The organism is Massilia genomosp. 1 (assembly GCF_011682185.1).
Lineage (GTDB): Bacteria > Pseudomonadota > Gammaproteobacteria > Burkholderiales > Burkholderiaceae_D > Telluria_A > Telluria_A rubra.
Genome location: NZ_WHJF01000039.1, coordinates 1 through 26,556, shown reverse-complemented (window position 1 = coordinate 26,556; position 26,556 = coordinate 1). Strand labels below are relative to the sequence as shown.

Here is a 26,556-nt window from a genome sequence, read left to right as displayed (position 1 = left end):
CCCAAGGAGCTGCCATGAAGGCACAAGACGTACTCGATTTCTGGTTCCTGCCCGCCGGCGCCGAAGGCCACGGCCAGGCGCGCGACGCCTGGTTTCGCAAGAGCGACGCTTTCGACGCCGAGGTGGCCGAGCGCTTCGGCCCCCTGCTCGAACACGCGCTCGCCGGTGGACTGCGCGAGTGGGACGATGAAGGCCCCCAAGGCGCGCTGGCGCGCATCGTGCTGCTCGACCAGCTCACGCGCAACGCCTGGCGCGGCCAGCCGGCGTCGTTTTCGGGCGACGCGCTGGCGCTGGCGGCCGCCATGCGCCTGGTCGAGAGCGGCGCCGACAAAACGCTCACGCCGGTGCAGCGCTGGTTCGCCTACATGCCCTTCGAGCACGCCGAGGATGCCCGCATGCAGGAGCGCGCGGTGGAACTGTTCTCCGACCTGGCGCAGCACGGCAAGGCCTTCGAAGGCGCGCTCGATTATGCGCACCGCCACCGTGGCGTGATCGCGCGCTTCGGCCGCTTCCCGCACCGTAACGCGATCCTCGGGCGCGCCTCGACGCCTGACGAAATCGCCTACCTCAAGCAGCCGGGGGCGGGCTTCTAGGTGGCGTACACGCTCAACATCATTGGCGCCGGCCATGTGGGGCGCGTGCTGGGGCGCCTGTTTGCCGCCGCCGGCGCTTTTGCGGTGGGCGATGTGCTGACCCGCTCGCACGCGGGCGCGCTCGACGCCGTCGGCTTCATCGGGGCCGGGCGCGCGGCGCCGGCCATGGACCAGATGCGCGGCGCCGACGTGTGGATGCTGGCCGTCGGCGACGACCAGATCGGCGCCGTGTGCGCGCAACTGGCGCTCTGCCATCCATTACAGGGCGCGATCGTGTTCCATTGCAGCGGCGCCAAGTCGTCGGCGCAGCTGGCGCCGGCCACCCAGGCCGGGGCGCTGGCGGCAAGCGTGCATCCGATCCGCAGCTTTGCCGATCCGGCCCAGGTGGCGCAGCACTTCGGCGGCACCTTTTGCGGGGTCGAGGGCGATGCCGGGGCGTTGGCCGTGCTCACGCCGGCCTTGCTGGCGATCGGCGCGCAGCCGGTGGCGATCGAGGCGCAAGCAAAAACCGTGTACCACGCGGCCTCGGTGTTCGCCTCGAATTACCTGGTGACGGTGCTCGACGCCGCGCTGCGCGCCTACCAGGCGGCCGGCGTGCCGGAACCGGTGGCGCGCGCGCTGGCGCAGCCGCTGGCGGCGGAAAGCATGGCCAATGTATTCCGCCTGGGCGCGCCGGCGGCGCTGAGCGGGCCGGTTGCGCGCGGCGACATGGACACCGTGGCGCGCCAGCAGGCGGCCCTGGCCGCGTGGGACGGGCCGACCGGGGAACTGTACGCGGCGCTGGTGCCCGCGACCGCCGGCCTGGCGCGGCGCAAGACCAATATTGGCAAGGACCCATCATGATCAGGAAGGCCGAAGCGAAGGACCATGCGCAGCTGGTGGCGCTGTACAAGGCGGTGGCGCGCATCCCGGACGGCATTGCGCGCACCCCGGATGAAGTCAGCGACGCCTATGTGAGCGGCTTCATGCAAAAGGCGGCCGCCGACGGCCTCGAATTCGTCTACGAAGAACAGGGCGTAATCCATGGCGACATCCACGCCTCGCGCGTGGGCATTGCCGCGCTGGCCCACCTGCTGACCGACCTGACCATTGCGGTGGCGCCCGCATGCCAGGGCAAGGGCGTGGGGCGCGCCCTGTTCGGCGCGCTGCTGGCCGAGGTGAGCGAACACATGCCCCATATCACGCGGGTCGAGCTGTTCGCGCGCGAATCGAATGTGAAGGCGCGCGCGCTGTATGCTTCGCTCGGCTTTGTCGAAGAAGGCCGCCTGCGCGGGCGCGTGCGCAATGCGCGCGGCCAGATCGAAGACGATGCGCTCATGGGCTGGATCAGGCCCGCGCCCTGAAGCCTCGTCGGCCGCTTATGCAACGCGGCTGATGCATTAATGCGAAAAGATGCAACCATGCATCGACAAACGCAAAAAATCGCAATAAGCTAGACCGTTACGGTGATGTTGCGGGAGACTTGCCAAAACGGCAGGGATCGCCATGCCGCTGCTTACGTCGACCAGGGAGACCAGCATGCTATTTTTGAAAAGTACGTCTGTCACAAAGGCGCCCGGCATTTATGAAGTCGACATCGCCGCCAAACCGCCCGGCAAGACCTTCGGCGTCTTCATCGCCACCGACCCCGACAATCCTCCGAATGCGATTCTCGCCGGCCTGGCCGAGCTGGGCTTCCAGAATACCCACAGCGAGGCCTACACCCACAAGGATCGCGGCAAGGTGCTCGACCTGCACTTTCAAAAAGATGGCACCGACATCTTCAAAGGCTGGAAAACCGAGGAGTGCGAGGAGAACCTGAAAGCCATCGATACCTTGTTCGGCAACGTCGGCATCAGCGTCACGCCGCGCGTGATGTCGCTGGCCGAAGCGTATTCCTGAGCCGGGCTAGTTGGACACTTCGATGTGATCAGGGCCCACGGACAGGCGCCGAAGCGTTCGGCCAGCGGCCGCGCCGCCATGTCCGCAAAGCGGTCCGCATCGTACACCGCCCATAGCGGCCCCAGTCCGCCCAGCGCCATCGGTTTGCCATCCAGATGGGTGGCGACAATGAAGCGCTGCGCGCGCGCCTGCGCCACCGGCAGGGCGGCCGCGCTCAGGGCCGCGCCCAGGAAGTGGCGTTTTTTCATGCGAAAATAGCTCCGTCGTTAAGTATCCTCAGTGTCCTCCTGCCATCATAGCGCTCCCATGGACCTGTTTCAAGAAACCCGGCTCACTCCCTTCCCGCTCGACGACGGCACCTTGGCGGTGCTGCCGCAACTGCCCTTGCGCCTGTCCAACGCCGAGGTGCTGGCGCGCCTGATTGCCGAGACCGACTGGCGCGCCGAGTCGATCATCCTGTGGGGCAAACAGCACCTTCAGCCGCGCCTGACCGCCTGGCATGGCGAGGCGGCGTACACCTATTCCGGCCTGCGCCTCGCACCGCTGCCGTTCTCGCCGCTGCTGCTGGAACTCAAGCACGCGGTCGAGGCCGCCTGCGGGCACCGTTTCAACAGCGTCTTGCTCAATTATTACCGCAACGAACGCGACAGCATGGGCATGCACAGCGACGACGAACCCGAACTCGGCGCGCAGCCGGTCATCGCTTCGCTCAGTGTCGGGGCGTCCCGCACCTTCCTCCTGCGCCACAAAGGGACGAAACAGACACTTAAACTAGGCTTAAATGACGGTACTTTAATAGTGATGTCAGGAAACACTCAAACCCACTGGCAGCACGGAATCAACAAGTCGACGCGCGCGATCGGGCCGCGGGTGAACCTAACTTTCCGCTACATCTATTAATTTGCGCTTAACGTTCGCTAACTGAAAAATACATATAGCTGAATTCCCGGTCAGTTATTCCTCGCAAGCGTGATTTTTCTTGTTACATCCGCTTACAAGTCTTACGGAATGGGACTTCATGCGTCCTTTCGCTGGTGCTATCTTGATTACCTCGCAATTCATTGGGAATTGCGGAACAGACTGTTTCACACAAAGGATTCCGCATGAAAAAGCTCATTTTTGCATTGATCGCCGGCGCCACCGCGATGAGCGCCGCACAAGCTCAAAGCCCTGCTCCGTACATCGGCCTGGGCGTGGCATCGTCCGACCACAGTTTCAAAATCGGCGGTAGCGACTTCGACGGCGACGGTTTCAAGCCCTCGCTGAAAGTCTTCGGCGGCGTGGACATTACCCCGATGTGGGGCGTGGAAGCCGGTTACACCGACCTGCGCAAGGCTGAATACGATTACAAGATCGGCAACAACAGCTACACCGGCAGCACCGAAGGCAAGCGCGCTTATGTCGCCGGCAAGGGCACCATGCCTGTGAACGAGATGTTCTCGGTCTACGGCAAGCTGGGCGTCGGTTACAGCAAGGTCGACAGCACCTCGTCGAACCTGAACTACAAGGAAAGCGACACCGGCGTGTACGCGGGCGTTGGCGCCCAGTACAACATCAACAAACAGGTCGCCCTGACGCTCGAATATGAGCGCTATGGCAAGAGCAAGGACTTCGGTGCCAAGGCGGACGCCATCACCGTCGGCGCTCGTTACAACTTCTGATGATGGGCCCGGGCTGACGCGCCACGCGCGCAGTCCGGGCCGCTCCTGACAGAAGGGCAGACCGGAACAGGCACGGCGCCTTCCAGTGTGTGCAGCAAGCGCCCCCTCCGCTTGTTGTACCCATCGGGAGGCGCTTTGTTTGTTTACAGGCGCTCGTCGGCCACCATGCCCGCCGCGATGAAGCGGTGCAGCGACGACCATTGCCAGTCGCGCGGGGCGGCGCACAGGCCGTGGCGCAGGGGATTGTGGTGGATGTAGTCGACCAGGCCGGCGTAGTCGTCGGCCCCGACCGGATGTTGCTGGTAGTGCGGTTCCCAGATAGTGTCCAGGCCCGCTCCCGCGCGCGACTTGCCCAGCGACTTGGAAAACGCGATCTTGACCGCGCGCCAGCGCGCCGCGCAATCGTGGTCGCCCGGGGGCAGGGTCCAGATGGCGTGGGCGTGGTCGGGCAGGGCGACCCAGGCGTCGACATGAAATGGTTTGCGGCTGCGCGCCTGGCGGATCGCTTCGCCGAAGGCGGAGATATGCTCGGTCAGCAGGGTGCCGCCGCGCCCCGACAGGCGCACCGTGAAGAAGTAACTGTGCCCGGCGACCCGGTTGGCGCGATAGTCATTCATCTTTCCAGTATGCCGGGCAGGGCGGGCTTGTGCTTCGGTCAGCGCCAATCTGGCGTGTTTTTATAGCGATCTGTGCTGCAAAAAACGCTTGCGCCACCCCGCGCACGGGGTGGCTCGCCGCGCCGCTTACACCGTGAGCGGCTTGTAGCGGATGCGCTTCGGCTTGGCGCCTTCTTCACCCAGACGCTTCTTCTTGTCCGCTTCGTATTCCTGGTAGTTACCGTCGAAGAAGGTCACTTGCGAGTTGCCTTCGAAGGCCAGGATGTGGGTCGCAATACGGTCCAGGAACCAGCGATCGTGGGAAATGACCATGACGCTGCCGGCAAATTCGAGCAGGGCGTCTTCCAGCGCGCGCAGGGTTTCCACGTCCAGGTCGTTGGACGGTTCATCGAGCAGCAGTACGTTGCCGCCTTGCAGCAAGGTCTTGGCCAGGTGCAAGCGACCGCGTTCACCACCGGAGAGGTTGCCGACGATCTTTTGCTGGTCGGAACCCTTGAAGTTGAAGCGGCCCAGGTAGGCGCGCGACGGCATGTCGAAACGGCCCACGGTGAGCGTGTCGGCGCCGCCGGCCACGTCGTCGAAGACAGTCTTGGTATTGGCCAGGTCGTCGCGGTTCTGGTCGACGATGGACACGCGCGCGGTCTGGCCGATCGCCACTTCGCCGCTGTCGGGCTGCTCTTTGCCGGTGATCATCTTGAACAAGGTCGATTTACCGGCGCCGTTGGGGCCGATGATGCCGACAATCGCGCCCGGCGGCACCACGAACGACACATTCTCGATCAGCATACGGTCGCCGAAGGACTTCGAGACGTTCTTGAATTCGATCACGTCATTGCCCAAGCGCTCGGCCACGGGAATGAAGATCTCGGAGGTCTCGTTGCGCTTCTGGTATTCGTGCTCGGACAGCTCGTTAAAGCGCGCCAGGCGGGCCTTGCTCTTGGCCTGGCGGCCCTTCGGATTCTGGCGCACCCATTCCAGTTCCTTGGCGATGGTTTTCTGGCGCGAGGACTCGGTCGCTTCTTCCTGCTTGAGGCGGTTGCTCTTTTGCTCCAGCCACGAGCTGTAGTTGCCTTTCCATGGAATGCCATGGCCGCGGTCGAGTTCGAGAATCCATTCGGCGGCGTTGTCGAGGAAGTAGCGATCGTGGGTGATGGCGACCACGGTGCCCGGGAAGCGCAGCAGGAATTGTTCGAGCCAGTCGACCGATTCGGCATCGAGGTGATTGGTTGGTTCGTCGAGCAGCAGCATGTCCGGTTTCGACAGCAGCAGGCGGCACAGCGCCACGCGGCGCTTTTCGCCGCCGGACAGGATGCCGATCCTGGCGTCCCACGGCGGCAGGCGCAGCGCGTCGGCGGCCATTTCCAGCTGCAGGTTCAGGTTGCCGCCGTCGGAGGTCGAGATGATCGCTTCCAGGCGCGCCTGTTCGGTCGCCAGGGCATCGAAGTCGGCGTCTTCGTCGGCATACGCCGCGTACACCGCGTCGAGCTTGCCTTGCGCTTCGAACACTTCGCCCAGGCCCGATTCGACCACCTGGCGCACCGTCTGCTCGGGATCGAGCACCGGTTCCTGCGGCAGGTAGCCGATGTTCAGGCCCGGCATCGGCACGGCTTCGCCCTGGATGTCGGTATCGATCCCGGCCATGATTTTCAGCAAGGTCGACTTGCCGGAGCCATTCAGGCCCAGCACGCCGATTTTGGCGCCGGGGAAGAACGACAGGGAAATATCCTTGAGGATCTGACGCTTGGGCGGGACGATTTTGCCCACGCGATTCATGGTATAGACGTAATTGGCCATTGAGTTTCTTGAAATGGGGACGGAAGGTCAACAGGATACAATAAGTCGCCCCGGCTTTGGCTCTTTCCTGCACCGGCCCGCTGGCAGGTCCGGGGGAATGGCGCCCCTTTTATGCATATTGCACGTTTTATGCCGGGCGAGTGTCGGGATTATTTACACTTGCAAACATAGCCACGAGCAATGTTTCCGCAAGCCATTGATTTTGCGCATCTTTTGCTTTTGGGCATGAAAATTGCTTTATTGCATTGGGCAGCAAGCGCCAATAAAAACAAATTCCAACTCTCACCTGAAAAGATAACTCGATGACATTCAATTTGATCCGCAGCGTGATGTCGGCCGCCGCACTGATTCTGGCCACCAGCTCGGCACATGCACTGGTTGTAAGCAACTCCACCAACGCGACCGACCTGGCCAAGGCCCTGGGCGGCACCGGCGTCACCATCAGCAACGCCACCCTGGTCAGCGCCACCCCGACCGCGAGCGGCATCTTCACCAAGGGCGGCAATATCGGTTTCGAGCAAGGCGTCCTGCTGACCACCGGCGTGACCAGCTGCGCGGTCGGCATCAACAACGGCGCTGAATGCTCGGGCGGCGGCACCACCACCTCGCTGAAATTCGACTTCACCAGCACCACCGGCAACATCTTCTTCAACTATGTGTTCGCTTCCGAGGAATACAACGAATACGTCGGCTCCAAGTTCAACGACCTGTTCGAACTCAAGCTCAACGGCGTGAACATCGCCCTGGTGCCGGGCAACAACGGCGTGGTGTCGATCAATAACGTCAACGCGGGCATCAATGCCGGGTACTTCCGCGACAATGGCAAGAACACCATCGCGACCGGTTACGATGGCTTGACCACGGTCATGACCGCCAAGGCATCCGGCCTGGTTGGCAAGAACACCTTCGAATTCCTGATCCAGGACCGCGGCGACGCCAACCTGGACTCGGGCGTGTTCATCCAGGGCGGCACCTTCGCCGCCGATCCGGTCGGCGTGCCTGAACCGGGCAGCCTGGCCCTGCTGGGCCTGGGCCTGGCGGGACTGGCCGTCGCCAAGCGCAAAAAAGCGGCGTAAGCACAGCGCCTGATGAAAAAACAGCGGCCGCGGGCCGCTGTTTTTTCGTGCCGCCGCCGCGCCTATTTGCGTCTGAGCAATCCTTCCGCCGCATACAGCGCCAGCGCGCCCCAGATGATGGCAAAGCCGATCATGCGCTCCCGGGTAAACGCTTCGTGGAACAAAAAGATCCCCAGGCTGAGCTGGATGGTCGGCCCGATGTATTGCAGCAAGCCGAGCACCGACAGGGGAATCTTGCGCGCGCCGCTGGCAAACAGCAGCAGCGGAATGGCCGTGATCGGCCCCGAGGCGATCAGCAGCGACCGGGTGGTGTGCGATGGCGTGTTGAGAAAGGCGTTGTCTCCGGTCATGCTCAGCCAGATCACGAAGCCGAGCGCGAACGGGAACAGCAGCATGGTTTCGAAGGACAAGCCTTCCAGCGCGCCCAGCGAGGCGGTCTTGCGCAGCAAGCCGTAGCCGCCGAAGGAGGCGGCCAGCGCCAGCGCGATCCAGGGCATGCGCCCGGCTTGCCAGGTCAGCCACAGCACGCCGCAGGTGGCCAGCGCGATCGCCAGCCACTGGACTACGCGCAAGCGTTCCTTGAGGATCAGGAAGCCCAGCATCACATTGAACAGGGGATTGATGAAGTAGCCCAGGCTCGCTTCGATCACGTGGCCGCTGTTGACCGCCCAGATGTACAGCAGCCAGTTGAGACTGAGCAGCAGGGCGCTGAGCGCGAAACTGGCCACCACGCGCGGTTGCCGCCGCAGTTCGCGCAGCCATGTCCATTGCTGGCGGATGGTCAACACGATCACCAGGAACAGCAGCGACCACAGCACCCGGTGGCCCATGATCTGGGCCGGCGGCACTTCTTTGATGGCATGGAAATACAAGGGAAACAGACCCCAGCACAGGAAGGCCAGGGCGGCGGACAGGATGCCGGTACGCATGAGTAACAATCAGGGATTCATTGGATCAACATTATCCCGCAGTTAGGGGAAGCTTGCTGGCCACCGGCCATTTACCGATGATGCCAATCTGCCATCGCGAACGCGCGCATCCGCGCAGTGGGTTTATCATGGCGTCTTCAAAAGCAAGTGCAATCTTGCTGTCACCAGGGGTATTTACGATGCAACGAATTGTGCTTGCTTTTTCTGTAGTCATCTTCTATTGTGCAATGCACCAAAACAAGAATATGGTGCAATCTTGACAGCGCAACACAAGAAGAGCAGCCTGGCGGCCCTGACCCTGGCCGCCGTCGGTATCGTTTACGGCGATATCGGCACCAGTCCCCTGTATACCCTCAAAGCCGTGTTCCACCAAGAGCACGGGCTCACGCTGAACACCCCCAACCTGCTCGGCATCATTTCCCTGATTTTCTGGGGACTGACCCTGATCGTCTCGCTCAAGTATGTCGCCCTGATATTGCGTGCCGACAACCGCGGCGAGGGCGGCATCATGGCGCTGATGGCGCTGGCGCTCAATTCGGTGACCAAGGCGTCCAAATGGTATTTCCCACTGATGGTGCTGGGCGTGTTCGGCGCCACCATGTTCTATGGCGACAGCGTGATTACCCCCGCCATTTCGGTGCTGGGCGCGATCGAAGGGCTGGAAGTGGCGCTGCCCGGCATCCCCAACTGGGTGGTGCTGCTCATTACCGCCGTGGTGCTGGTAGCCCTGTATTCGGTGCAGCGGCGCGGCACGGCCGGCATCGGGCGCTGGTTCGGTCCAGTCATGCTGCTCTGGTTCATCGCCCTGGCGGGCATGGGCGTGGTCAATATTATCGAAGCGCCGCAGATCCTGGCCGCGCTCAATCCCCTGCATGCCTTGCGCTTCATGCTGGAAAACAAGTACACGGCTTTCATCGCGCTCGGCGCGGTGGTGCTCTCGCTGACCGGGGCCGAAGCGCTGTATGCCGACATGGGCCACTTCGGCAAGAAACCGATCCGCGCGGCCTGGTTCCTGATCGCCTTCCCGGCGCTGGCGCTGAACTACATGGGCCAGGGCGCGCTGCTGATCATGCATCCCGAGCATGTCAGCAATCCTTTCTATAATCAGCTCGGCAGCTGGAGCATCTACCCGCTGGTGCTGCTCTCGACCATGGCCGCCGTGATCGCGTCGCAGGCGACCATTTCCGGCACCTTCTCGATGACCAAGCAAGCCATCGCGCTGGGCCTGATGCCGCGCATGCGCGTGCTGCACACCTCGGAAAGCGAAATCGGCCAGATCTACATCCCGGCCGTCAACTGGCTGCAACTGGTGGTGGTGCTGATCGGCGTATTGATTTTCCAGTCCTCGGACAATATGGCCGGCGCCTACGGCATCGCGGTCACCGCCACCATGCTGTGCACCACTGTGCTGACCTTTTTCGTGACCCGCTACCGCTGGCACTTGCCGCTGGTGCTGTGCTTCGGCGCGACCGGCTTTTTCATCATCATGGACATCATGCTGTTCTCGTCGAGCACCCTGAAACTGTTCCACGGCGGCTGGTTCCCGCTGCTGCTCGGCGCAATCTTGTTTACCGGCATGATGACCTGGAAGCGCGGCCGGCAGCTGGTGTTCGAAAACCTGCAGTCGCACGCCATTCCGCTCGACGAATTCCTGCAGTCGCTGTTCGTGGCGCCGCCCACGCGCGTGTACGGCACCGCGATTTTCCTGCGCGGCGAAAGCGACGGCGTGCCGCACGCGCTGTTGCACAACCTGTCGCACAACAAGGTGCTGCACGAGCGCGTGGTGTTCCTCACCGTACACATGATGGAAGAGCCGTGGGTGCCGGCCGCCGAGCAGGCCAAGGTGACCGACCTGGGCCACAACTGCTTCCAGATCAATGTGTTCTACGGCTTCAAGGATGAGCCGGATATTCCCAAGGTGCTGGTCCAGTGCGCCGAGCTCGGCCTGCCGTTCGAGATGATGGAAACCTCCTTCTTCATCGCGCGCCAGACCGTCATTTCGGCCCCGGGCGGCGGCATGGCGCCATGGCGCGAGCACCTGTTCGTGACCATGTCGCGCAACGCCCGCGGCGCCGCCGACTACTATCAGATTCCACCGAACCGGGTGATCGAGCTGGGCACCCAGGTTGAAATCTGATCTGCGTCGACGCAATACAAGTCGATACATATGCGCCACATAATCGCCACACTTTTGATGCGACACGAATAGTGCGGTGACGGGCAACTGCTGCTAAACTTTGGCAACTTTTTCCGTCACCGTCCAAGGATTCCATGAAACTCAAGCTTACCCTCGCCGCCGCCTTTGTCGCCACACTCGCCCTGACCGCTTGCGGCAGTTCCGATGACAGCCCGGTCCAGGTGCCGCCACTGGCGGTGACCAACCCGACCACCTTCGCCAGCAAGGACGTGGTGATCGGCACCGGCGCCACAGCGGCGCTCGGCAAAAACATTACCGTGCATTACAGCGGCTGGCTGTACGATTCGAGCAAACCGGAAAACAAGGGCACCCAGTTCGAAACCACCGTCGGCAAAACACCGGCCACGTTCGCGCTGAACCCGGGCAACCTGATCGAAGGTTGGACCGACGGCATCCCGGGCATGAAAGTGGGCGGCAAGCGCACCCTGACGATTCCGGCCGCCAAGGCTTACGGCGTCGCCGGCCGGGGCACCATTCCAGGCAACGCCGGCCTGGTGTTCGACATCGAACTGACCGACGTGAAGTAATTTCCCTCCCGGCGCGCCTGCGGCGCGCCGCTGCCCGCCAATACCGGTCCTCCTCCACATCGACCGTGCCGGGCCGCCGCCGCCTGCGCGGCGCACGCATGACATAACACAGCATGCGTGGCCTTGCGGCGCGCACGATGGCAGCTTGTCCAGCTCTGAGGATGCGCCATGTCCACCCGCCTTGCACTCGCGCTGTTGCTGTCCGCCGCCGCCACGGCCGCCGCCGCTGTACCGACCTATACCGTGACCGTCCTGCCCGAGGGCATGGCCCCGGCCGGCATCAACAATGCCGGCCAGATCGTCGGCATCCGCAACGAACACGCCTACCTGTGGTCAAGCGCCGGCGGCGTCGACCTCGGCACCCTCGGCGGCGCCAGCAGCAGCGGGGCGGCGCTCAACCGCTTCGGCGAGGTGACCGGCGGCGCGCTCACGGCCGACGGCGACGAGCACGCCTTCCTTTACAGCCGTGGCGTGATGAGCGACCTCGGGACGGTCGGCGGCGGCAAATTCACGCGTGGCACGGCGATCAACGACTTGGGCCAGATTGCCGGGGACTTTCATGCGCCCGCCAGCGGCTGGGGCGCCTTTGTGCGCCTCGATGGGCAACTCCGCGATATCGGCAACCTGGGCGGCGCCAGTACCTGGGCCAGCGGCATCAACAACGCCGGCCGCGTGGTCGGTTCCTTTCTGGCGCAGGGCGACTTCCATCCGCCGCAGAGCGCCTATATCTACGAGAACGGCGTCATGACCGCCCTCAACTATTCGCCTTCGGGCATCAGCACCGCCAACGCCGTCAACCAGGCCGGCCAGATCACCGGCACCGACTGGCACGGGCCGGAAGCGGCTTATCTGTACACCAACGGCATAACGCAGGTGTTGGGAAGCATGTACGGCCTGGCCGCGTGGGGCACCGCGCTCAACAACCGGGGCGAGGTGGTCGGCAACCTGGGCGGGCCGCTGCAAGTGCCGTTCTTTGCGTTTATCTACGCCAACGGCGCCATGAACGACCTCAACACACTGATCGATCCCGCGCTCGGCTGGACCGTGCATAGCGCCGCCGGCATCAACGACCTGGGCCAGATCGCCGCCTGGGGCTGCCACGACAGCGACGGCTGCGGCGGCCTGCTGCTGCAAGTGGCGCCGGTGCCCGAACCGGGCGCCACGGCCATGCTGCTGGCGGGGCTGGCGCTGCTGGGGGTGGCGTGGCGCCGCCGCCAGTTCAGCGCAGCATATCGACGTGCATGATGCCGTCTTCGTCGTAGGGCGCGCCCACGGTGGCGAAGCCGAAGCTGGCGTAGAACGCCGCCAGGTGCTGTTGGGCGCCGATGCGGATGCGCTGGCCCGGATGCTGGCGTTCGGCGCGGGCGATGCCTTCGGCCAGCAGGGCGCGTCCGCTGCCGCCGCCGCGCGCACTCCTGGTGGTGAGCACGCGCCCGAGCGACATCTCGGCGAATTTCACGCCGGGGGCGAGGCAGCGCAGGTAGGCCGCCAGCACGCGCGCGCCATCGACCGTGTGCCAGCCGAGCAGGTGGTGCGCGCCCTGGTCGTAGCCATCCATGTCCGGATACAGGCAGGTTTGTTCGAGGATGAACACATCCTGGCGGCTGGCCATGACCGCGTACAGGTCGGCGCCGGAGAGTTCGTCGAAGTGGCGCCATTCCCAGGCGATGGACGGGTTGACGGTCATCGTTTCTACTTTCATTGTTCTGCGTTCTAGTTAGCGGTTTCAAAACCTTCGAGCACATTGACCACGTTGATGCCGATCTCGCTGACCGCATAGCCGCCTTCGAACACGAACGCGGTCGGCAGTCCGGTATGGGCGATGCGTTCGCCGATACGCAGGAAATCGCTGCTTTGCAGCGCGAACGACGACAGCGGGTCGCCCGCGAACGTATCGACCCCGAGCGAGACCACCAGCGCGTCCGGCGCGAAGCCGGCCAGCTTGACGCAGGCCGATTCGAGCGCCAGGAACCACTGCGCCGGAGTCGATCCGGGCGCCAGCGGCAGGTTCAGGTTGTAGCCCGCGCCTTCGCCGTCGCCGCTCTCGCCGGCGTGCCCCAGGTAGAACGGATACTCGCTGCGCGGATCGGCATGGATCGAGATGAACAGCACGTCCTTGCGGCCGTAGAAAATGCTCTGCGTGCCGTTGCCATGGTGGTAGTCGATATCGAGGATGGCGACCTTCCTGGCGCCGTCGTCGAGCAAATGCTGGGCCGCCAGCGCGGCATTGTTGAGGAAGCAGTAGCCGCCGAAAAAATCGGCGCCCGCATGGTGGCCGGGAGGGCGGGTCAGCGCGAAGGTGCCGCGTTCGCCCAGGCGCAGCGCATGCGCGGCGTTGACCGCGCAGTCGGCCCCGGTCTTGGCGGCGATCCAGGTGCCGGCCGTGAGCGGGGTGCCGCTGTCCATCGAGTACAAACCCATGCGCGCGGCAAAATTATCGGGCTCGATATCGGTGCGCATGCCGCGGATCGGCCACACCGACGGAAACGCGTCCTTGTCGGCATTGGCCTCGTCGAGCGCGACCCACTCGCTCCAGGCGCTGCGCAAAAAATGCAGGTAGCGCGGCGTGTGGATGCGCTCGAGCGAGACCAGCGACACGCCATGCGGCGTGACCACCTTGCCCAGGCCGCGCCGTTCGAATTCGGCCAGCACCATCTCGACCCGCTCCGGCTTTTCGAAGCACGGCACGAGGGCGCCGCGGAACATCTCGTGGCGCCCCCGGTGCTGGGCATGGTGCTCGTTATAAAAAGTCAGCACGCGCGCTCCCGCTGTCGGTCACCGCCTCGGTCGTCACCTCAGTCACCGCATAATGTGCTGCTGTTGTAGGCCGCCACGAAGTCGTCGAAGCTGCCGCTCTGGGCCTGCTCGATGATGGCCTGTTCGGCCAGCGAGGCCGCCGCCATCTCGTCGAACAGCGCCGCTTCGGCCGGCATCAAGGGGCTGGCGCGGAAGCTCGCCGCATGCAGCTCGCTCTGGCGCAGGCCGAAGGCGGCCGAGGAGCCGAGCGCGCGCACTTCGTCCAGCACCCGCGCCGAGGGCGTCAGGGCCGCATTGGCGACCTTGGCGCGCTGCGCGGCCAGCGAGGCCGCATGCACGCCGTCTTCGTTGTGGGCGCTGTCGAGCAGCGCCGCCACCGGGGCGATGCGCCCGATCAGTTGGTCGGCCCACTCCCGCAAGCCGATCTCTTCGCCGTTGCGGGTCAAGGTCAATCCGGGACGGCGGCCTTCCTTGACCGTGCGCGCGAAATTGCGCGCGTGGACCAGGCTTTCCGTGTGGTTGATCAGCGGGCTGTCGTCGAGCGCGCAAAACAGCAGGAAGGCATCCATGAAGCGGCCCGTTTCGACGCTGACGCCGACCGGTTCGAACGGATCGACATCGAGGCAGCGCACTTCGATGTACTGTACGCCGCGCTTGCACAGCGCCTGGACCGGGCGCTCGCCGGTGCGGATCACGCGTTTCGGGCGGATGGTCGAATAGTATTCGTTCTCGATCTGCAGCACGTTGGTCGAGAGCTGGATCCACTGGCCATCGCGCTTGGTGCCGAGCGCCTGGTACGGCTTGTAGGGCCGGTTCACGGCATCCATCAAGGTGCTGACATAGCTTTCGAGCGAGTTCTCGTGCGGCGTCAGGCCCGATTGCGCGTCGTTCTGGTAACCGAGGTCGCTCATGCGCAGGCTGGTCGCATACGGCAGGTACAGCGTGTCGTCGGACAGTGTTTCGAGCTGGTGTTCGCGCCCGCGCAAAAAGCCGGTGGAGAGCGCCGGCGAGGCGCCGAACAGGTACATCAACAGCCAGCTGTAGCGGCGGAAGTTGCGGATCAGGGCGATGTAGCTTTCGGACTGGAAGTCGCGCAGCGCGCTGCGCCGTTCTTGGGCGACGCCTTCGCTGCTGGAAAACAGCTGGAACATCTGCTCCGGCAGCGAATAGTTGTAGTGGATGCCGGCGATGCACTGCATCGCTTTCCCGTAGCGCAGCGCCAGGCCGCGCCGGTACACGTGTTTGAGCATGCCGATGTGCGACTTGCCGTACCAGGCGATGTCGATGTCTTCTTCGGCCGGCAGCTCGCACGGCATCGATTCGCTCCACAGCATTTCGTCGCCCAGCTTGGTGTAGGCGTAGCGGTGGATGGCGTCGAGTTTGTGCAGGGTGGTGCCGATATCGTTTTCCGCCGGCGTGATGAATTCGAGCAGGGCTTCGGCGTAGTCGGTGGTGATCTGCGGGTGGGTCAGGGCGGCGCCCAGCGCTTGCGGGTGCGGGGTGCGCGCCAGGCGCCCGGCGCGGTCCACGCGCAGGGTTTCGCGCTCGATGCCGCGCAGGCCCTGGCCCAGCAGGGCGCGGTGTTCATCATCGTCGAGCAGGGCCAGGCGGCGGGTCAGTTGGTTCGACACGGTGAATCCTTTCTTGTACTGCCAAATAGGTAAGTGCTGCGAGATTAACCGAAATCCGGCCAGCGCGCCTGAGGTCTGGTTTTCCTGCTGGGATGGGGCTTGTTTTCTTGATTTATATGCAATGCGGCCGCGCTACGACGCCGGCTTTTTGGCCGCCGCGATCCAGGCGTCGACCTGCTGTTCGAGCAGCGCCAGCGTCAGCGGCCCGTTATCGAGCACCACGCTGTGAAAGCGCCGGATGTCGAATTTGTCGCCCAGCGCGGCCTGCGCCTTCTCGCGCAGCGCGCGGATTTTCAACTGTCCGACCTTGTAGCCGAGCGCCTGCGCCGGCCAGGCGATGTAGCGGTCCACTTCCAGCTCGTTGTCGCCGGGCGCGTTGGCGGTGTTGGCGTTCATGTAGTCGAGCGCCTGCTGGCGCGTCCAGCCCTGGGTGTGGATGCCGGTATCGACCACCAGCCGCACCGCGCGGAACATCTCGGCGTTCAGGTGGCCGAAGGCGGAAAACGCATCCTTGTAAAAACCCAGCTCGGGGCCGAGCGTTTCGGCGTACAAGGCCCAGCCTTCGCCATACGCGCCGTGCCAGCCGTAACGGCGGAAGGCCGGCAGGTCGGCGATCTCGGCCGCGCGCGCCACCTGCAGGTGGTGGCCGGGCAGCGCTTCGTGCAGGGCCAGCGTTTCCATCTCCCACATGGGGCGCGTTTCGATCAGCGAGGTGTTGACCACGAACGCCGCCGGCCGGTCGGCGGCGCCGGCCTCGTACCAGGCCGCGCCCAGTTTTTCGGCGCCCGGGTTGGTGGCCGCCTTGACCAGCACTTCCTGCGCCGGCGCGGCCGCGAACAGTTTCGGCACGGCCGCACTGGCGCGCGTGAGGATGCGCCGGTAGCGCGCCAGCAGCGCGTCGCCGCTGGTGTAGAACAGGCGCGGATCGGTCTTGGCGAACACCATGAACTGGGCGAAGCTGCCGCTAAAACCGGTGCGCGCGATCGCCGCCGTCATCCCGGTGCGCAGGCGCGCCACTTCCTTCAGTCCCAGCGCGTGGATGGCGGCCGGCGCCATTTCGATGGTGGTCTGGCGGGTCACCGCCAGCAGGTAGTAATCGAGGCCGGACGGCAGCGCGCTGGCCGCGATCGACTCGCGCGCCACCGGCACGTATTCGTTGCGCAGGAACTCTTCCAGCTCCTGCAGCGCCGGCGCCACGCGGTTGCGCAGCGCCACCGGACCGGCCAGCGCCAGGGCGTCGCGCACCGGCTTGTCGATGCTGGCCGGGATCTGGCGGAACGGCTGGCCGAGCGGACCGTCGAGCGCGTTTTCGCGCAACTGCTTGAGCAGCGGCGGCACCGCGCGCACGGTCACCTTGGGCGCCACCCAGCCGCTGCGCATGCCTTCGCGCAGTTGCTCGATCAAGCCGGCGACGTGGGCCGGCACCGCGTCCAGGCGCGCCAGGTAGTTACGGTAATCGGCCTCGCTGGCGAACGGCATCTGCGCGGCCAGTTGCGCCAGCGTGATGTGCAGGCCGGCGTAAGCGCTGATCGGCTGCGCCTGGAACGGGTACAGGGCGGCCGCCTTGACCGCCTGTTCTTTCTCCCACACGAACAGGTCGTAGGACAGCTGCTGCTGCGGGCTCAGTTTGTCGCGCTCGATCTGCCTGGCCTGGTCGAGCATCTTGCGCTGGTGCGCATTGGCGGCGCGGCTGGCGACCAGGGTGGTCTCGCTCAGGGCCGCGTCGTAGCGGTAGTCGCCCACCGAGGTGGCGTATTCGGGCTGGTTTTGCAGGCGCCATTCCCAGTCGCCGTCGAACAGCGCGCGCGCCTGCTGGTCCGCGCTCAAGCGTTCCGCGGCGAGGCGTTCGACGGCCGGGCGCTCTTGCGCCGGCCGTTCGGGCACGGCGGCTTGCCCCGCGCCGGCGGCCAGCGGGGCGAGCATCAGGACAGTGGTGGCGATCAGTTTGCGCATCTGATCATTTTAGCAAAGGGGACGGTGCGCACGTTGCACCGCAGAACTTATATGGCGTTGCCGACCCGTGCGCCGCTGACGCGCTCGATGCCGGCCAGGTCGCGCCAGCTCTGCACCTCGCGGTAGCCGCCTTGGGCCAGCAGGGCGCGCACCTGGGCGGCCTGATCGTAGCCGTGCTCCATCAATAGCCAGCCTTGGGCCGCCAGATGGTGTGGCGCGCCAGCCACAATGGTGCGCAGGGCCGCCAGGCCGTCGGCGTGGTCGGTCAGCGCGCCGACCGGTTCGAAGCGCAAATCGCCCTGGGCCAGGTGGACGTCGCCGTCGGCGATGTAGGGGGGATTGGCGACGATCAGGTCGAACCACTCGCCGCCGATGGCGCCGAACCAGTCGCTTTGCACGAAGCGCACGACGGCGCGGTTGGCTTGCGCGTTGGCGCGCGCCACCTCGAGCGCGGCGGCGCTGACGTCGAGCGCCGTGACGCCGGCGTCGGGCCGGGTGTGCGCCACGGCCACCGCGACGGCGCCGCTGCCGGTGCCCATGTCGAGCATGCGGGCGCGCACGGGCAGGCGTTCGAGCGCCAGTTCGACCAGCAGTTCAGTATCGGGACGGGGAATGAGCACCGCCGGGTTGACGGCGAAATCGAGGCCGTAGAATTCGCGACGCCCGACGATGTAGGCAATCGGTTCGCCCGCCAGGCGCCGTTCGACCAGCGCCGCCAGCGCCCCCGCCTCGGGCGCGCTCAGCACCCGTTCGGACTGGGTAATGAGGCCGATGCGCGTGATGCCGAGCGCATGGCAGGCCAGGATGCGGTTTTCCAGCGGGTCGAGCGGCAGCAGCGACTGCAGCGCGCCGACGCGCGCGCCGGCGCCAATCGTGCCCATGATCAGCGGCTGCCGCGCCGTGCCAGCACGAACAGCAGCAAGGCGCTGATGATGGCGAAGCACAGGGTCGACCATTGCGGGATCGACAGGCCGAGCAGGGTGTCGACCGCGTCTTCGCATAGGCCGTCGGCTTCGAAGATCCACGGCAGGTAGACCGCGGTCGGCACCTTATTGAGCATGGTCTGCATCGGGTCGATGCCGCACGACAGGCCCGGATGGGCCAGCACCCACAACTGCTTGCCGGCGTAGAACAGGCCGGTCAGGGAGCCGGCCAGCCCGACGAAGCTCCACAATTTGAACTGCTTGGCCGACGCCGCCGCCAGGCACACCAGTCCGCAAAAGAAGTAGGCGTAGCGCTGGATCACGCACAGCGGGCATGGCAGCATGTTCTTGTAGTGCTGCAGGTACAGCGCCGCGCCAATCAGGGCGAAGCAGACGGCGGAAAGGGTCATCAGGATCGGGCGGTTGTTGGGCATCGTTTCAGGTCCTAGAAGTGTTTTTATTTGCGTCTTGACATGCGGCCTGGGTAGGCCGCATTGCACAGTCTACAACGTCCGGCTTATGAATTGTTTAATCGCCGAGGGCCGCCAGCAATTCGGCCTGGTGTTCGGCCGCCAGCGCGTTGGTCAATTCGGTCAGTTCGCCGTCCATGATGAAGTCGAGTTTATACAGGGTCAGGTTGATGCGGTGATCCGTCATGCGGCCCTGCGGGAAATTATAGGTGCGAATCCGCTCGCTGCGGTCGCCCGAGCCGATCAGGCTTTTGCGGGTGGCCGCTTGCTTCGACTGCTGCTCGCGCAACTGCACGTCCTTGATGCGCGCGGCCAGCACTTTCAGGGCCGAGGCCTTGTTCTTGTGCTGGCTGCGGTCATCCTGGCATTCGACCACGATCCCGCTCGGCAGGTGGGTGATGCGCACCGCCGAATCGGTCTTGTTGATGTGCTGCCCGCCGGCGCCCGAGGCGCGGTAGGTGTCGATGCGCAGGTCGGCCGGGTTGATGTTGACGTCTTCGACTTCGTCCGCTTCCGGCATCACCGCCACGGTGCAGGCCGAGGTGTGGATGCGGCCCTGGGTTTCGGTGGCCGGCACGCGCTGCACGCGGTGCCCGCCCGATTCGAACTTGAGCTTGGAGTAGGCGCCGTTGCCGATCAGGCGCACGATCACTTCGCGGTAGCCGCCCAGGTCCGACACCGATTCCGACACCGTCTCGACCTGCCAGCGATTGCGCTCGGCGAAGCGCACGTACATGCGCAGCAGGTCGCCCGCGAACAGGGCCGACTCGTCGCCGCCGGTGCCGGCGCGGATTTCGAGGAAGATGTTGCGCTCGTCGTTGACGTCTTTCGGCAGCAGCATCTTTTGCAGGTCCATTTCCAGCTGCGCCACGCGCGCCTTGCCGGCTTCGATTTCTTCCTGCGCGAAGTCCTTCATGTCCGGGTCCGCAAGCATTTCCTGCGCGTCGGCGATATCGTCCTGGGCGCTCTGGTACTCCTTGAACAGCGCCACCAGCGGGCCGATTTCGGCGTGCTCGCGCGTCATCTTGCGGTAGGCGTCCATGTTCGAGGTCGCGCCTTCGCTCATGAGCAATTCGTCAAGTTCGACAAGGCGGTTGGCCAGTTGATCCAGCTTGGCCAGCATCGATGGTTTCATAGGGGGCTCGTGTAAGGTGAAGGAAGCTAACAACCGGGAACGGCCGCAGGACTGCGGCGCGGTACGACAAGGGGCTTGGGCGCTAACGGCGGCCGCGGAACAACTGGGGCAGCAAGGTCGCCAGGCGCGCGCGCTCGTCGCCCTGGGCGCGGTGCAGCGCCTGCTGCGGGCCGTGCAGGAACTTGGCGGTCAGGCCCTTGGAGAGGGCGTCGAGCACGGCGTCGACATCGTCGCCGCGCGCCAGCATTTTTTTGGCGCGTTCGAGTTCGAACAGGCGCATCGCTTCGCTGTTTTCTTGCAGGTCCTGGATGACGGGCACCATGGCGCGGTCGTCGATCCAGTGCATGAACGACTGCACCCGCGTTTCGATGATGGCTTCGGCCTGGGCCACGGCGGCCTGGCGACTCTCCAACCCGGTCTGGACCACTTGTCCGAGGTCGTCGACGGTGTACAAGAACACGTCGTCGAGGCGCCCGACTTCGGCCTCGATATCGCGCGGCACGGCCAGGTCGACCATGAACATCGGTTTATGGCGGCGCGCCTTGATCGCGCGCTCGACCAGGCCCAGGCCAATCAATGGCAGCGAGGACGCGGTGCAGGAAATGACGATGTCGAACTGCGCCAGCTGCTCGGGCAGCGCGGCCAGGCGGATCGCACGGCCGTTGAAACGGTGCGCCAGCGTCTCGCCGCGCTCCATGGTGCGGTTGGCGATGGTGATGTTTTTCGGGTTCTGGGCCGCAAAGTGGGTGGCGCACAACTCGATCATTTCGCCGGCGCCGATGAACAGCACATTCTGGTCGGAGATCTTGTCGAAGATGCGTTGCGACAGGCGCACCGCGGCGGCCGCCATGGAGACGCTGTGGGCGCCGATTTCGGTGGTGCTGCGCACTTCCTTGGCCACCGAAAAACTGCGCTGGAACAGCTGGTGCAGGTAGGTGCCCAGGCCGCCGGCTTCGTCGGCCAGGCGCATCGCGTCTTTCATCTGGCCGAGGATCTGCGGTTCGCCCAGGACCATCGAATCGAGCCCCGAGGCGACCCGGAATGCATGACGCACGGCGGCATCGTGCGGCAGCATGTACAGATGCGGGCGCAGTTCGGCGAAGTTGAGCTTGTGGTAATCGGCCAGGAAGTGGGCGCTCGCATCGAGCGGATTGGCGACATCGCTGGCGGCGTACATCTCGGTGCGGTTGCAGGTCGAGAGGATCGCCGCTTCGTCGCCGCCACGGGCGTCGATGCGGGCAAACCAGCCGCGCGCCGCCTGCACCGCCTGGCCGAGCTGGTCAGGCGCGAGCGCCAGCTGCTCGCGAAGCGAGACCGGTGCGGTGGTGTGATTGAGGCCGACGGCGAGCAGTTGCATGGCTTTACAGTGTACGGATGTGTAACGCCATTATACCGTGATGTGTCAAGGACCTACTCAAAGGAGGGTTTTTTGGTGCGGGAGGGCAATGATTGGGGAAGTTGCGGCGATCTTGGCACGCTTGCATCACCGTCGTTTCCGCCACTGGCAAAACCGTTATCCCCCACCTTCGCGGGGACAACGACGCCGAGTTTGCCGGCTCAGGCTACGCCCCAAGCTTTTCCAGCCGGTATCCATAGCTGTACACCGGCACCAGCCTGAAGCCATTTTCCGGTCGCAACTGCAACTTGTTTCTTACACGCGACACATGGGTATCCATGGTGCGTGACGGCACCGCCGTTTCGCGGATCCACACCGCTTCATGAATATACGCGCGCGACAGCGGACGGCCGATATTCCGAAAAAACAACAGTGCGAGATAGAATTCTTTGTGCGTGACTTCGATGACGTTGCCGTCCATCAGCAACCGGCCCGGCCGGGTTTCGAAAATATACGGTCCGAACTGGAGTTGTTCGGCCCCGTTCTGGGCCGGGTAGGCGCGCCGCAGCAGGGCTTGCACGCGCGCCACCAGTTCGCCCCGGCGCAGCGGCTTGACCATGTAATCGTCGGCCCCGGCGCCGATGCCGGCCACGATGTCATCTTCGGCCGAGCTGCTGGTGAGGAACATCATGGGGGTGGTGGAGGGCAGCTTTTCCTTGGCGCGGCGCAACACTTCGGTGCCGCTCATGTCGGCCACCTGCCAGTCCAGGATCAGCATGTCGACGCTGTCCTTGCGTAGCTGTCCGAGTAAATCTTTACCACTGTCAAACGACTGACAGACGTGTCCGGCGGAGGTCAGCACCTGGCAAATCAGGTCTGCCTGGCTGCGGTCATTGTCTAGGACGGCAATTCTCATGGTGGCGTGTGTCGAACGTAAAAACGTGTCGTAGGAGGAGTCCTACCTTGTGCGATCGAATAGTTACTCTGAATATAACAGACTTTTACAAAGCAACACTAATTGGAACACATTAATTTACATCCGGCAACGAACTGATCTGCCGTGCCATCCCCTCGCTTGATTACACGGTACACTGGAAAAACGCCGATTTCAATCGACTTTTTGAGTCTTGAAGGAAATTTACATATCGAAAGGAGAACCATGAACAATGCCTTGACAGCGATTCCAGGCAATCCCGAAGCGATTTTGCAAGTGCGCGAAGCATGCCGCCGCATGGTGCGCAACCGCGCGGCGGTCTCGGCCGGCATATCGGCGTTGCCGGTTCCCGGGCTCGATGTGATGTCCGACCTGACCATGCTGACCGGGCTGGTGAACGACGTCAACGCGGCCTTCGGCCTGTCCGCCGAACAAGTCGAGCACTTGCAGCCGACCTACAAGCGCATTGTCTACGGCGCGGCGGCGGGGGTGGGCGGCATGATGGTGGGAAAATTAATCACGCGCCAGCTGGCGCTGCGGCTGCTCAAGCGCAGCGGCGGCAAGGCGTTTGTGAGGTCGGCCGCGCGCTTCGTGCCGCTGGCCGGGCAGGTGGCCTCGGCGGCGATCGGGTTTACCGTGTTCCGCAAGCTCGGCTACGACCATGTGGACGCCTGCACCACGGTCGCGCGCCAATTGCTGGCGGCGCGCGCCGTTTAGCGGCGTGCCGGGTGGCACGCCAGTGCCGGACCGGTCAGGTGTCCGGCAACACCACGTTTACTTCAAGCACTTCCAGGTTGCCCTGGCGGTCCAGCGACAATTTGATGTCGTCCGGATTGACGCGGGTGTACTTCGAGATCACTTCAAGCAGTTCGCGGTGCAGCGCCGGCAGGAAGTCCGGGCCGGTGCGGTGACCGCGTTCGCGCGCGATGATGATCTGCAGACGCTCCTTGGCCGCGGTGGCGCTTTTCGGCTTGGAGGGAAACAGGAATGAAAGCAGGGCCATATCACTTTACTCCGAAGATGCGCTGGAATATGCCTGGTTTTTCATAGCTGGTAAAGCGCAGCGGTACATCGTCGCCGAGGAAGCGCGAGACCACGTCCTCGTAGGCCTCGGCCACGTCGGTGCCCTTGAAATGAATCGCCGGATTGCCCTGGTTCGATGCGTGCAGCACCGATTCGGACTCGGGAATGATGCCCACCAGGGGAATGCGCAGGATTTCCTGCACGTCCTGGTAGGACAGCATTTCATCGTTCTCGACCCGCTTGGGCGAGTAGCGTGTGATGAGCAAGTGTTCCTTGACCGGCTCGGCGCCGGTCTGGGCGCGCCGCGACTTGGCCTGGATGATGCCGAGGATGCGGTCCGAATCGCGCACCGACGACACTTCCGGATTGGTCACGATGATCGCTTCGTCGGCGAAGGTGAGCGCCATCAGCGCGCCATGCTCGATGCCGGCGGGCGAATCGCAGATGATGTATTCGAAGCCCATGTTGATCAGGTCGTGCAGCACTCTTTCGACGCCTTCTTCCGACAAAGCGTCCTTGTCGCGCGTCTGCGAGGCCGGCAGGATGAACAGGTTGTCGCAATGCTTGTCCTTGATCAAGGCCTGGTTGAGCGAGGCTTCGCCATTGATGACGTTGATCAGGTCGTACACGACCCGCCGTTCGCAACCCATGATCAGGTCGAGATTGCGCAGGCCGACGTCGAAGTCGAGCACGGCGGTCTTGTGGCCACGCATGGCCAGGCCGGTGGAAAAGCTGGCGCTGGAGGTCGTCTTGCCGACGCCACCCTTGCCGGAAGTCACAACAATAATTCTTGCCACAGGGGGTCCTTTTTTCGTATCTGGTATTTAAACGCGGGAGGCCGGACTGATCGACAGTATATCGATGCGGTCGCCGATCAAGCGGATTTGCGTCGGCTGGCGCGCCAGCTGCGGCGCGAAGCCATCTTCGAACGTGCGGTAGACGCCGGCGATCGAGACCAGCTCGGGCTGCATCGCCATGGCGAAGATGCGCGCGTCGCCATTGCCGGAGGCGCCGGCCAGTGCGCGTCCGAACAGCGACGCGTAAATATGGATGCTGCCGTCGGCGATGATTTCGGCGCCATTGTTGACCACCGCCGTGACGATCAGGTCGCCGCCGCGCGCATACACGCGCTGGCCGGCGCGCACCGGGGTGTCGATGATCATGGTGCCGGGCGCGACGATGGCGCTGGCCGCTGCGGGCGCCGCGACGGTCGCTGCCGGCGCGGTAGCTTCGGCGCGCGCCTTGTCGCCGCTGGCGCCGTCGTCGAGCGAGAGGCCGCGCGCGCGGATCGCGTCGTGCATGGACGCCGGGGCGCCGCGCACGGCCACCGCGTTCAGGTGGTATTTCTTGAGCAAGCTGACCATCTTGTCCCAGTCGATGCGCGGCGCGTTCTCGGCCAGGGCGCTGATATCGATCACGGCGAATTCGTCTTCGAAGAAATCGGCCGAGCCGCCCGTCATCTGCTTGAGCGCCGCATCGATCGCCAGCGGGTCGGCCGAGTACAGAATCGTGGAGATCGCCACCACGGTGGAGATCTTGATTTCGATAGGCAGTTGGGACGGGCTTTTGAGCATAGACGAGTCGTGAGGGATGGGCGGATCACCGCCCAAAGTGGCGCAGGCTCGTGCATTCTACTGTGAAAATCGGGGTTAGGGGAGGCTTGCCACGCATGTTCCGCGAGGCAACTCCAAACCGGTTTTTGGCTGAGGCAGCGAGCATTTTTTATCTCCAAGAACACGCGCGACAATGCTTTGAACGCGCCCTGGATGTGCGTCATAGGCGCTGGTCGGATTGCGTACACAGCGAAATGCGCGGCCAGCCGTGACGTGTGCGGATCAGGTGGTCTGCGGGCAGACACGGCGCTGCGGCAAGAAACCGTTGCGTGAGATGACGCTGGCAATGTGCCTGGCGACATGGACCGCAACACTGTTTGATTGGCAGTACGCGAAGCATCAGTTCGGTCTACCAACCAGAAATGCCAGCCGCACACTCGACTGTCTTCATCATGAAATCGAGGGCCAACAAACCCACTCGATTCGATTGACGTGCTTAACTCAAGGCGACGGCTTCTGTTGTCTCTTTAATTTATCTTCTTCATTGTGTTCCATACAGTCGAAAATTGCTCCCAACACACGTTCAACTTTTAATAATTCGATTTCTGTCAAAATGAATTTCTTGTCATTAAAAATTCCTTCACCGCTGCGGTCGATGAAAATCGTTATTCCGGAGCCCAGAATTCTTACTCTGACATCATCAAAGGCAAACGCATTCGGATTTCCCCGCGCCAGTTCCGCTCTTTTAAAACCGGACTTCATGTCTCCAAGCGCCACCATCAGCTTACGATAGCGTTCCTCTCCCTGAGTGAATCTTCCCAGAGGAACGCATGTTGTTGGGAATGATTTTATGGTACTGGATACTTCAGAAATGGTATAGATTGGCTCATAACAAACATCGACTGTACGCATGCCCTCGTCGGCCTTGGGTGCCGCTGCAAGAGCGGATGAAAAGAGAATGCTTACTAAGAAAATAGTTGATTTTAATCTGTCCATGGATATTGATAGCCACTCTTATAAGTAATTCGCTTTGGCATTTTATAATGATCTGTGATAGGTCGCTCATGCAATATGACGTGCTTCATCTTGTATCCTCTACGCTCCTCGCCATGTTTATGATGATCATCAGCTTGTTGAAACATGATATGAGACATTTCGTGAGACAATGTTCTGAACTGGCTTGCAAAACGTGGCCCCTCTGCCGTATCGATTTTTACTCTGAAATATGGATCAATGGTAACCGTATCGGAAGTTGTGTCGCTGACTTGAGCCTTATGCATATATCGCGACTTTGATCCCTCCATGTTGAAGTTGATGATTACAGTGTCGCCTCGGTACCAAGGCAATCTACCGGACTTAAGCGATTGACAGCTTAACATGGCTTTTGTGTCATGTATTTGTGGGGCTTAGGCTGCTTGTTTCTGGGCTTTGATTGGCCGGGTCGGTGAAGGAACGTCTTGCGAACAATCAGGGCCATGGCATTGTGAAGCAAGTCCACGGCACCACGCAGCAGCAGTGCCGGCATCAGCGGTTTGAGTACCGTTTGTGCATAGGCGCGGTTCACGC

29 protein-coding genes and 2 pseudogenes are annotated in these 26,556 nt (G+C 63.4%); 12 read left to right on the top strand and 19 right to left on the bottom strand.

Annotated elements, in window-relative coordinates; translation table 11 throughout:
- Positions 1-14: 14 nt before the first annotated feature.
- The 4 genes from F1735_RS16130 to F1735_RS16115 all read left to right on the top strand — a co-directional run bounded on the left by F1735_RS16130 (position 15) and on the right by F1735_RS16115 (position 2,474).
- Positions 15-593 carry a DUF924 family protein gene (locus F1735_RS16130; protein WP_167237881.1) on the top strand — a complete coding sequence of 193 codons (579 nt, stop codon included), beginning with the start codon at positions 15-17 and terminating at the stop codon, positions 591-593.
- Positions 594-1,436: a Rossmann-like and DUF2520 domain-containing protein gene (locus F1735_RS16125; protein WP_167237880.1), complete on the top strand. Its 843-nt coding sequence runs from the start codon at positions 594-596 to the stop codon at positions 1,434-1,436.
- Positions 1,433-1,936: a GNAT family N-acetyltransferase gene (locus F1735_RS16120; protein ID WP_167237879.1), complete on the top strand. Its 504-nt coding sequence runs from the start codon at positions 1,433-1,435 to the stop codon at positions 1,934-1,936. Before F1735_RS16125 ends, F1735_RS16120 begins: the two co-directional genes overlap by 4 nt.
- Before the next feature lie 175 nt (positions 1,937-2,111).
- Positions 2,112-2,474, top strand: a complete 363-nt coding sequence (locus F1735_RS16115) for a hypothetical protein (protein WP_167237878.1) — start codon at positions 2,112-2,114, stop codon at positions 2,472-2,474.
- Between the two features lie 6 nt (positions 2,475-2,480).
- Here the strand turns inward: F1735_RS16115 and F1735_RS36535 are convergent.
- Positions 2,481-2,653 (bottom strand): annotated as a pseudogene (locus F1735_RS36535) (molybdopterin-dependent oxidoreductase); the annotation flags it as partial.
- 127 nt (positions 2,654-2,780) lie between these two features.
- Here F1735_RS36535 and F1735_RS16105 point away from each other — a divergent pair.
- A complete protein-coding gene (locus F1735_RS16105) occupies positions 2,781-3,374 on the top strand; it encodes an alpha-ketoglutarate-dependent dioxygenase AlkB family protein (protein ID WP_167237877.1) in 594 nt (197 codons plus the stop codon).
- 203 nt (positions 3,375-3,577) lie between these two features.
- Entirely contained in the window at positions 3,578-4,135 is a 558-nt protein-coding gene (locus F1735_RS16100; RefSeq protein ID WP_167237876.1) for a porin family protein, read from the top strand.
- Positions 4,136-4,278: 143 nt separating this feature from the next.
- On the opposite strand, the gene F1735_RS16095 is transcribed toward F1735_RS16100, so the two are convergent.
- From F1735_RS16095 to F1735_RS16085, 3 genes are all read right to left on the bottom strand, one after another.
- Positions 4,279-4,752, bottom strand: coding sequence for an REP-associated tyrosine transposase (locus F1735_RS16095; protein WP_167237875.1), 474 nt, complete (start codon positions 4,750-4,752; stop codon positions 4,279-4,281).
- 126 nt (positions 4,753-4,878) lie between these two features.
- Positions 4,879-6,546, bottom strand: a complete 1,668-nt coding sequence (gene ettA, locus F1735_RS16090; RefSeq protein WP_167237874.1) for an energy-dependent translational throttle protein EttA — start codon at positions 6,544-6,546, stop codon at positions 4,879-4,881.
- A 127-nt stretch (positions 6,547-6,673) separates the two neighbouring features.
- Positions 6,674-6,859, bottom strand: a complete 186-nt coding sequence (locus F1735_RS16085; RefSeq protein WP_167237873.1) for a hypothetical protein — start codon at positions 6,857-6,859, stop codon at positions 6,674-6,676.
- Between F1735_RS16085 and F1735_RS16080 the strand changes: the two genes are divergently transcribed.
- Positions 6,849-7,622, top strand: coding sequence for a choice-of-anchor L family PEP-CTERM protein (locus F1735_RS16080; protein ID WP_167237872.1), 774 nt, complete (start codon positions 6,849-6,851; stop codon positions 7,620-7,622). The genes F1735_RS16085 and F1735_RS16080 overlap by 11 nt on opposite strands.
- 62 nt (positions 7,623-7,684) lie before the next feature.
- On the opposite strand, the gene rarD is transcribed toward F1735_RS16080, so the two are convergent.
- Positions 7,685-8,551, bottom strand: a complete 867-nt coding sequence (gene rarD, locus F1735_RS16075) for an EamA family transporter RarD (RefSeq protein WP_167237871.1) — start codon at positions 8,549-8,551, stop codon at positions 7,685-7,687.
- A gap of 53 nt (positions 8,552-8,604) precedes the next feature.
- Between rarD and F1735_RS35710 the strand changes: the two genes are divergently transcribed.
- The 4 genes from F1735_RS35710 (at position 8,605) to F1735_RS16060 (ending at position 12,520) form a co-directional block, all read left to right on the top strand.
- Positions 8,605-8,811, top strand: coding sequence for a hypothetical protein (locus F1735_RS35710; RefSeq protein ID WP_222853004.1), 207 nt, complete (start codon positions 8,605-8,607; stop codon positions 8,809-8,811).
- Positions 8,808-10,688 (top strand): potassium transporter Kup, encoded by a 1,881-nt coding sequence (locus F1735_RS16070; protein WP_167237870.1) that lies wholly within the window; start codon positions 8,808-8,810, stop codon positions 10,686-10,688. The genes F1735_RS35710 and F1735_RS16070 overlap by 4 nt, the downstream gene beginning before the upstream one ends.
- A gap of 134 nt (positions 10,689-10,822) precedes the next feature.
- On the top strand, positions 10,823-11,275 hold the full coding sequence (locus F1735_RS16065) for an FKBP-type peptidyl-prolyl cis-trans isomerase (protein ID WP_167237869.1): 453 nt from the start codon (positions 10,823-10,825) through the stop codon (positions 11,273-11,275).
- Positions 11,276-11,443: 168 nt separating this feature from the next.
- Positions 11,444-12,520: an HAF repeat-containing PEP-CTERM protein gene (locus F1735_RS16060; RefSeq protein ID WP_167237868.1), complete on the top strand. Its 1,077-nt coding sequence runs from the start codon at positions 11,444-11,446 to the stop codon at positions 12,518-12,520.
- Here the strand turns inward: F1735_RS16060 and F1735_RS16055 are convergent.
- The 9 genes from F1735_RS16055 to F1735_RS16015 all read right to left on the bottom strand — a co-directional run bounded on the left by F1735_RS16055 (position 12,495) and on the right by F1735_RS16015 (position 22,396).
- A complete protein-coding gene (locus tag F1735_RS16055) occupies positions 12,495-12,977 on the bottom strand; it encodes a GNAT family N-acetyltransferase (protein ID WP_229505809.1) in 483 nt (160 codons plus the stop codon). The two genes, F1735_RS16060 and F1735_RS16055, sit on opposite strands and share 26 nt — an antisense overlap.
- An 11-nt stretch (positions 12,978-12,988) precedes the next feature.
- Positions 12,989-14,032 (bottom strand): histone deacetylase family protein, encoded by a 1,044-nt coding sequence (locus tag F1735_RS16050; RefSeq protein ID WP_167237867.1) that lies wholly within the window; start codon positions 14,030-14,032, stop codon positions 12,989-12,991.
- Positions 14,033-14,070: 38 nt separating this feature from the next.
- Entirely contained in the window at positions 14,071-15,663 is a 1,593-nt protein-coding gene (gene gshA / locus F1735_RS16045; protein ID WP_167237866.1) for a glutamate--cysteine ligase, read from the bottom strand.
- A 132-nt stretch (positions 15,664-15,795) separates the two neighbouring features.
- The gene (locus F1735_RS16040; RefSeq protein ID WP_167237865.1) at positions 15,796-17,616 is read right to left on the bottom strand and encodes a DUF885 domain-containing protein; all 1,821 of its coding nucleotides are present in this window, start codon (positions 17,614-17,616) and stop codon (positions 15,796-15,798) included.
- 47 nt (positions 17,617-17,663) lie between these two features.
- Positions 17,664-18,497 (bottom strand): peptide chain release factor N(5)-glutamine methyltransferase, encoded by an 834-nt coding sequence (prmC, locus tag F1735_RS16035; protein ID WP_167237864.1) that lies wholly within the window; start codon positions 18,495-18,497, stop codon positions 17,664-17,666.
- Between the two features lie 2 nt (positions 18,498-18,499).
- On the bottom strand, positions 18,500-18,973 hold the full coding sequence (locus tag F1735_RS16030; RefSeq protein WP_167237863.1) for a disulfide bond formation protein B: 474 nt from the start codon (positions 18,971-18,973) through the stop codon (positions 18,500-18,502).
- A 94-nt stretch (positions 18,974-19,067) separates the two neighbouring features.
- Positions 19,068-20,144 (bottom strand): peptide chain release factor 1, encoded by a 1,077-nt coding sequence (gene prfA, locus F1735_RS16025; RefSeq protein ID WP_167237862.1) that lies wholly within the window; start codon positions 20,142-20,144, stop codon positions 19,068-19,070.
- A gap of 82 nt (positions 20,145-20,226) precedes the next feature.
- On the bottom strand, positions 20,227-21,501 hold the full coding sequence (gene hemA / locus F1735_RS16020) for a glutamyl-tRNA reductase (RefSeq protein WP_166891308.1): 1,275 nt from the start codon (positions 21,499-21,501) through the stop codon (positions 20,227-20,229).
- Positions 21,502-21,706: 205 nt separating this feature from the next.
- Positions 21,707-22,396, bottom strand: a complete 690-nt coding sequence (locus F1735_RS16015; RefSeq protein WP_167237861.1) for a response regulator transcription factor — start codon at positions 22,394-22,396, stop codon at positions 21,707-21,709.
- 243 nt (positions 22,397-22,639) lie between these two features.
- On the opposite strand from F1735_RS16015, the gene F1735_RS16010 reads away from it, so the two are divergent.
- A complete protein-coding gene (locus tag F1735_RS16010) occupies positions 22,640-23,131 on the top strand; it encodes a hypothetical protein (RefSeq protein WP_167237860.1) in 492 nt (163 codons plus the stop codon).
- A 34-nt stretch (positions 23,132-23,165) separates the two neighbouring features.
- Here the strand turns inward: F1735_RS16010 and minE are convergent, their stop codons facing one another.
- From minE to F1735_RS35705, 5 genes and pseudogenes are all read right to left on the bottom strand, one after another.
- Complete coding sequence (minE, locus tag F1735_RS16005) at positions 23,166-23,417, bottom strand: cell division topological specificity factor MinE (RefSeq protein ID WP_166875981.1); 252 nt, start codon at positions 23,415-23,417, stop codon at positions 23,166-23,168.
- Between the two features lies 1 nt (position 23,418).
- Positions 23,419-24,234, bottom strand: coding sequence for a septum site-determining protein MinD (minD, locus tag F1735_RS16000; RefSeq protein WP_166875984.1), 816 nt, complete (start codon positions 24,232-24,234; stop codon positions 23,419-23,421).
- Positions 24,235-24,261: 27 nt separating this feature from the next.
- Positions 24,262-25,011: a septum site-determining protein MinC gene (minC, locus tag F1735_RS15995; RefSeq protein WP_167237859.1), complete on the bottom strand. Its 750-nt coding sequence runs from the start codon at positions 25,009-25,011 to the stop codon at positions 24,262-24,264.
- 480 nt (positions 25,012-25,491) lie between these two features.
- The gene (locus F1735_RS15990) at positions 25,492-25,986 is read right to left on the bottom strand and encodes a hypothetical protein (protein ID WP_167237858.1); all 495 of its coding nucleotides are present in this window, start codon (positions 25,984-25,986) and stop codon (positions 25,492-25,494) included.
- A gap of 376 nt (positions 25,987-26,362) precedes the next feature.
- Positions 26,363-26,556: pseudogene (locus F1735_RS35705) on the bottom strand (IS4 family transposase); the annotation flags it as partial.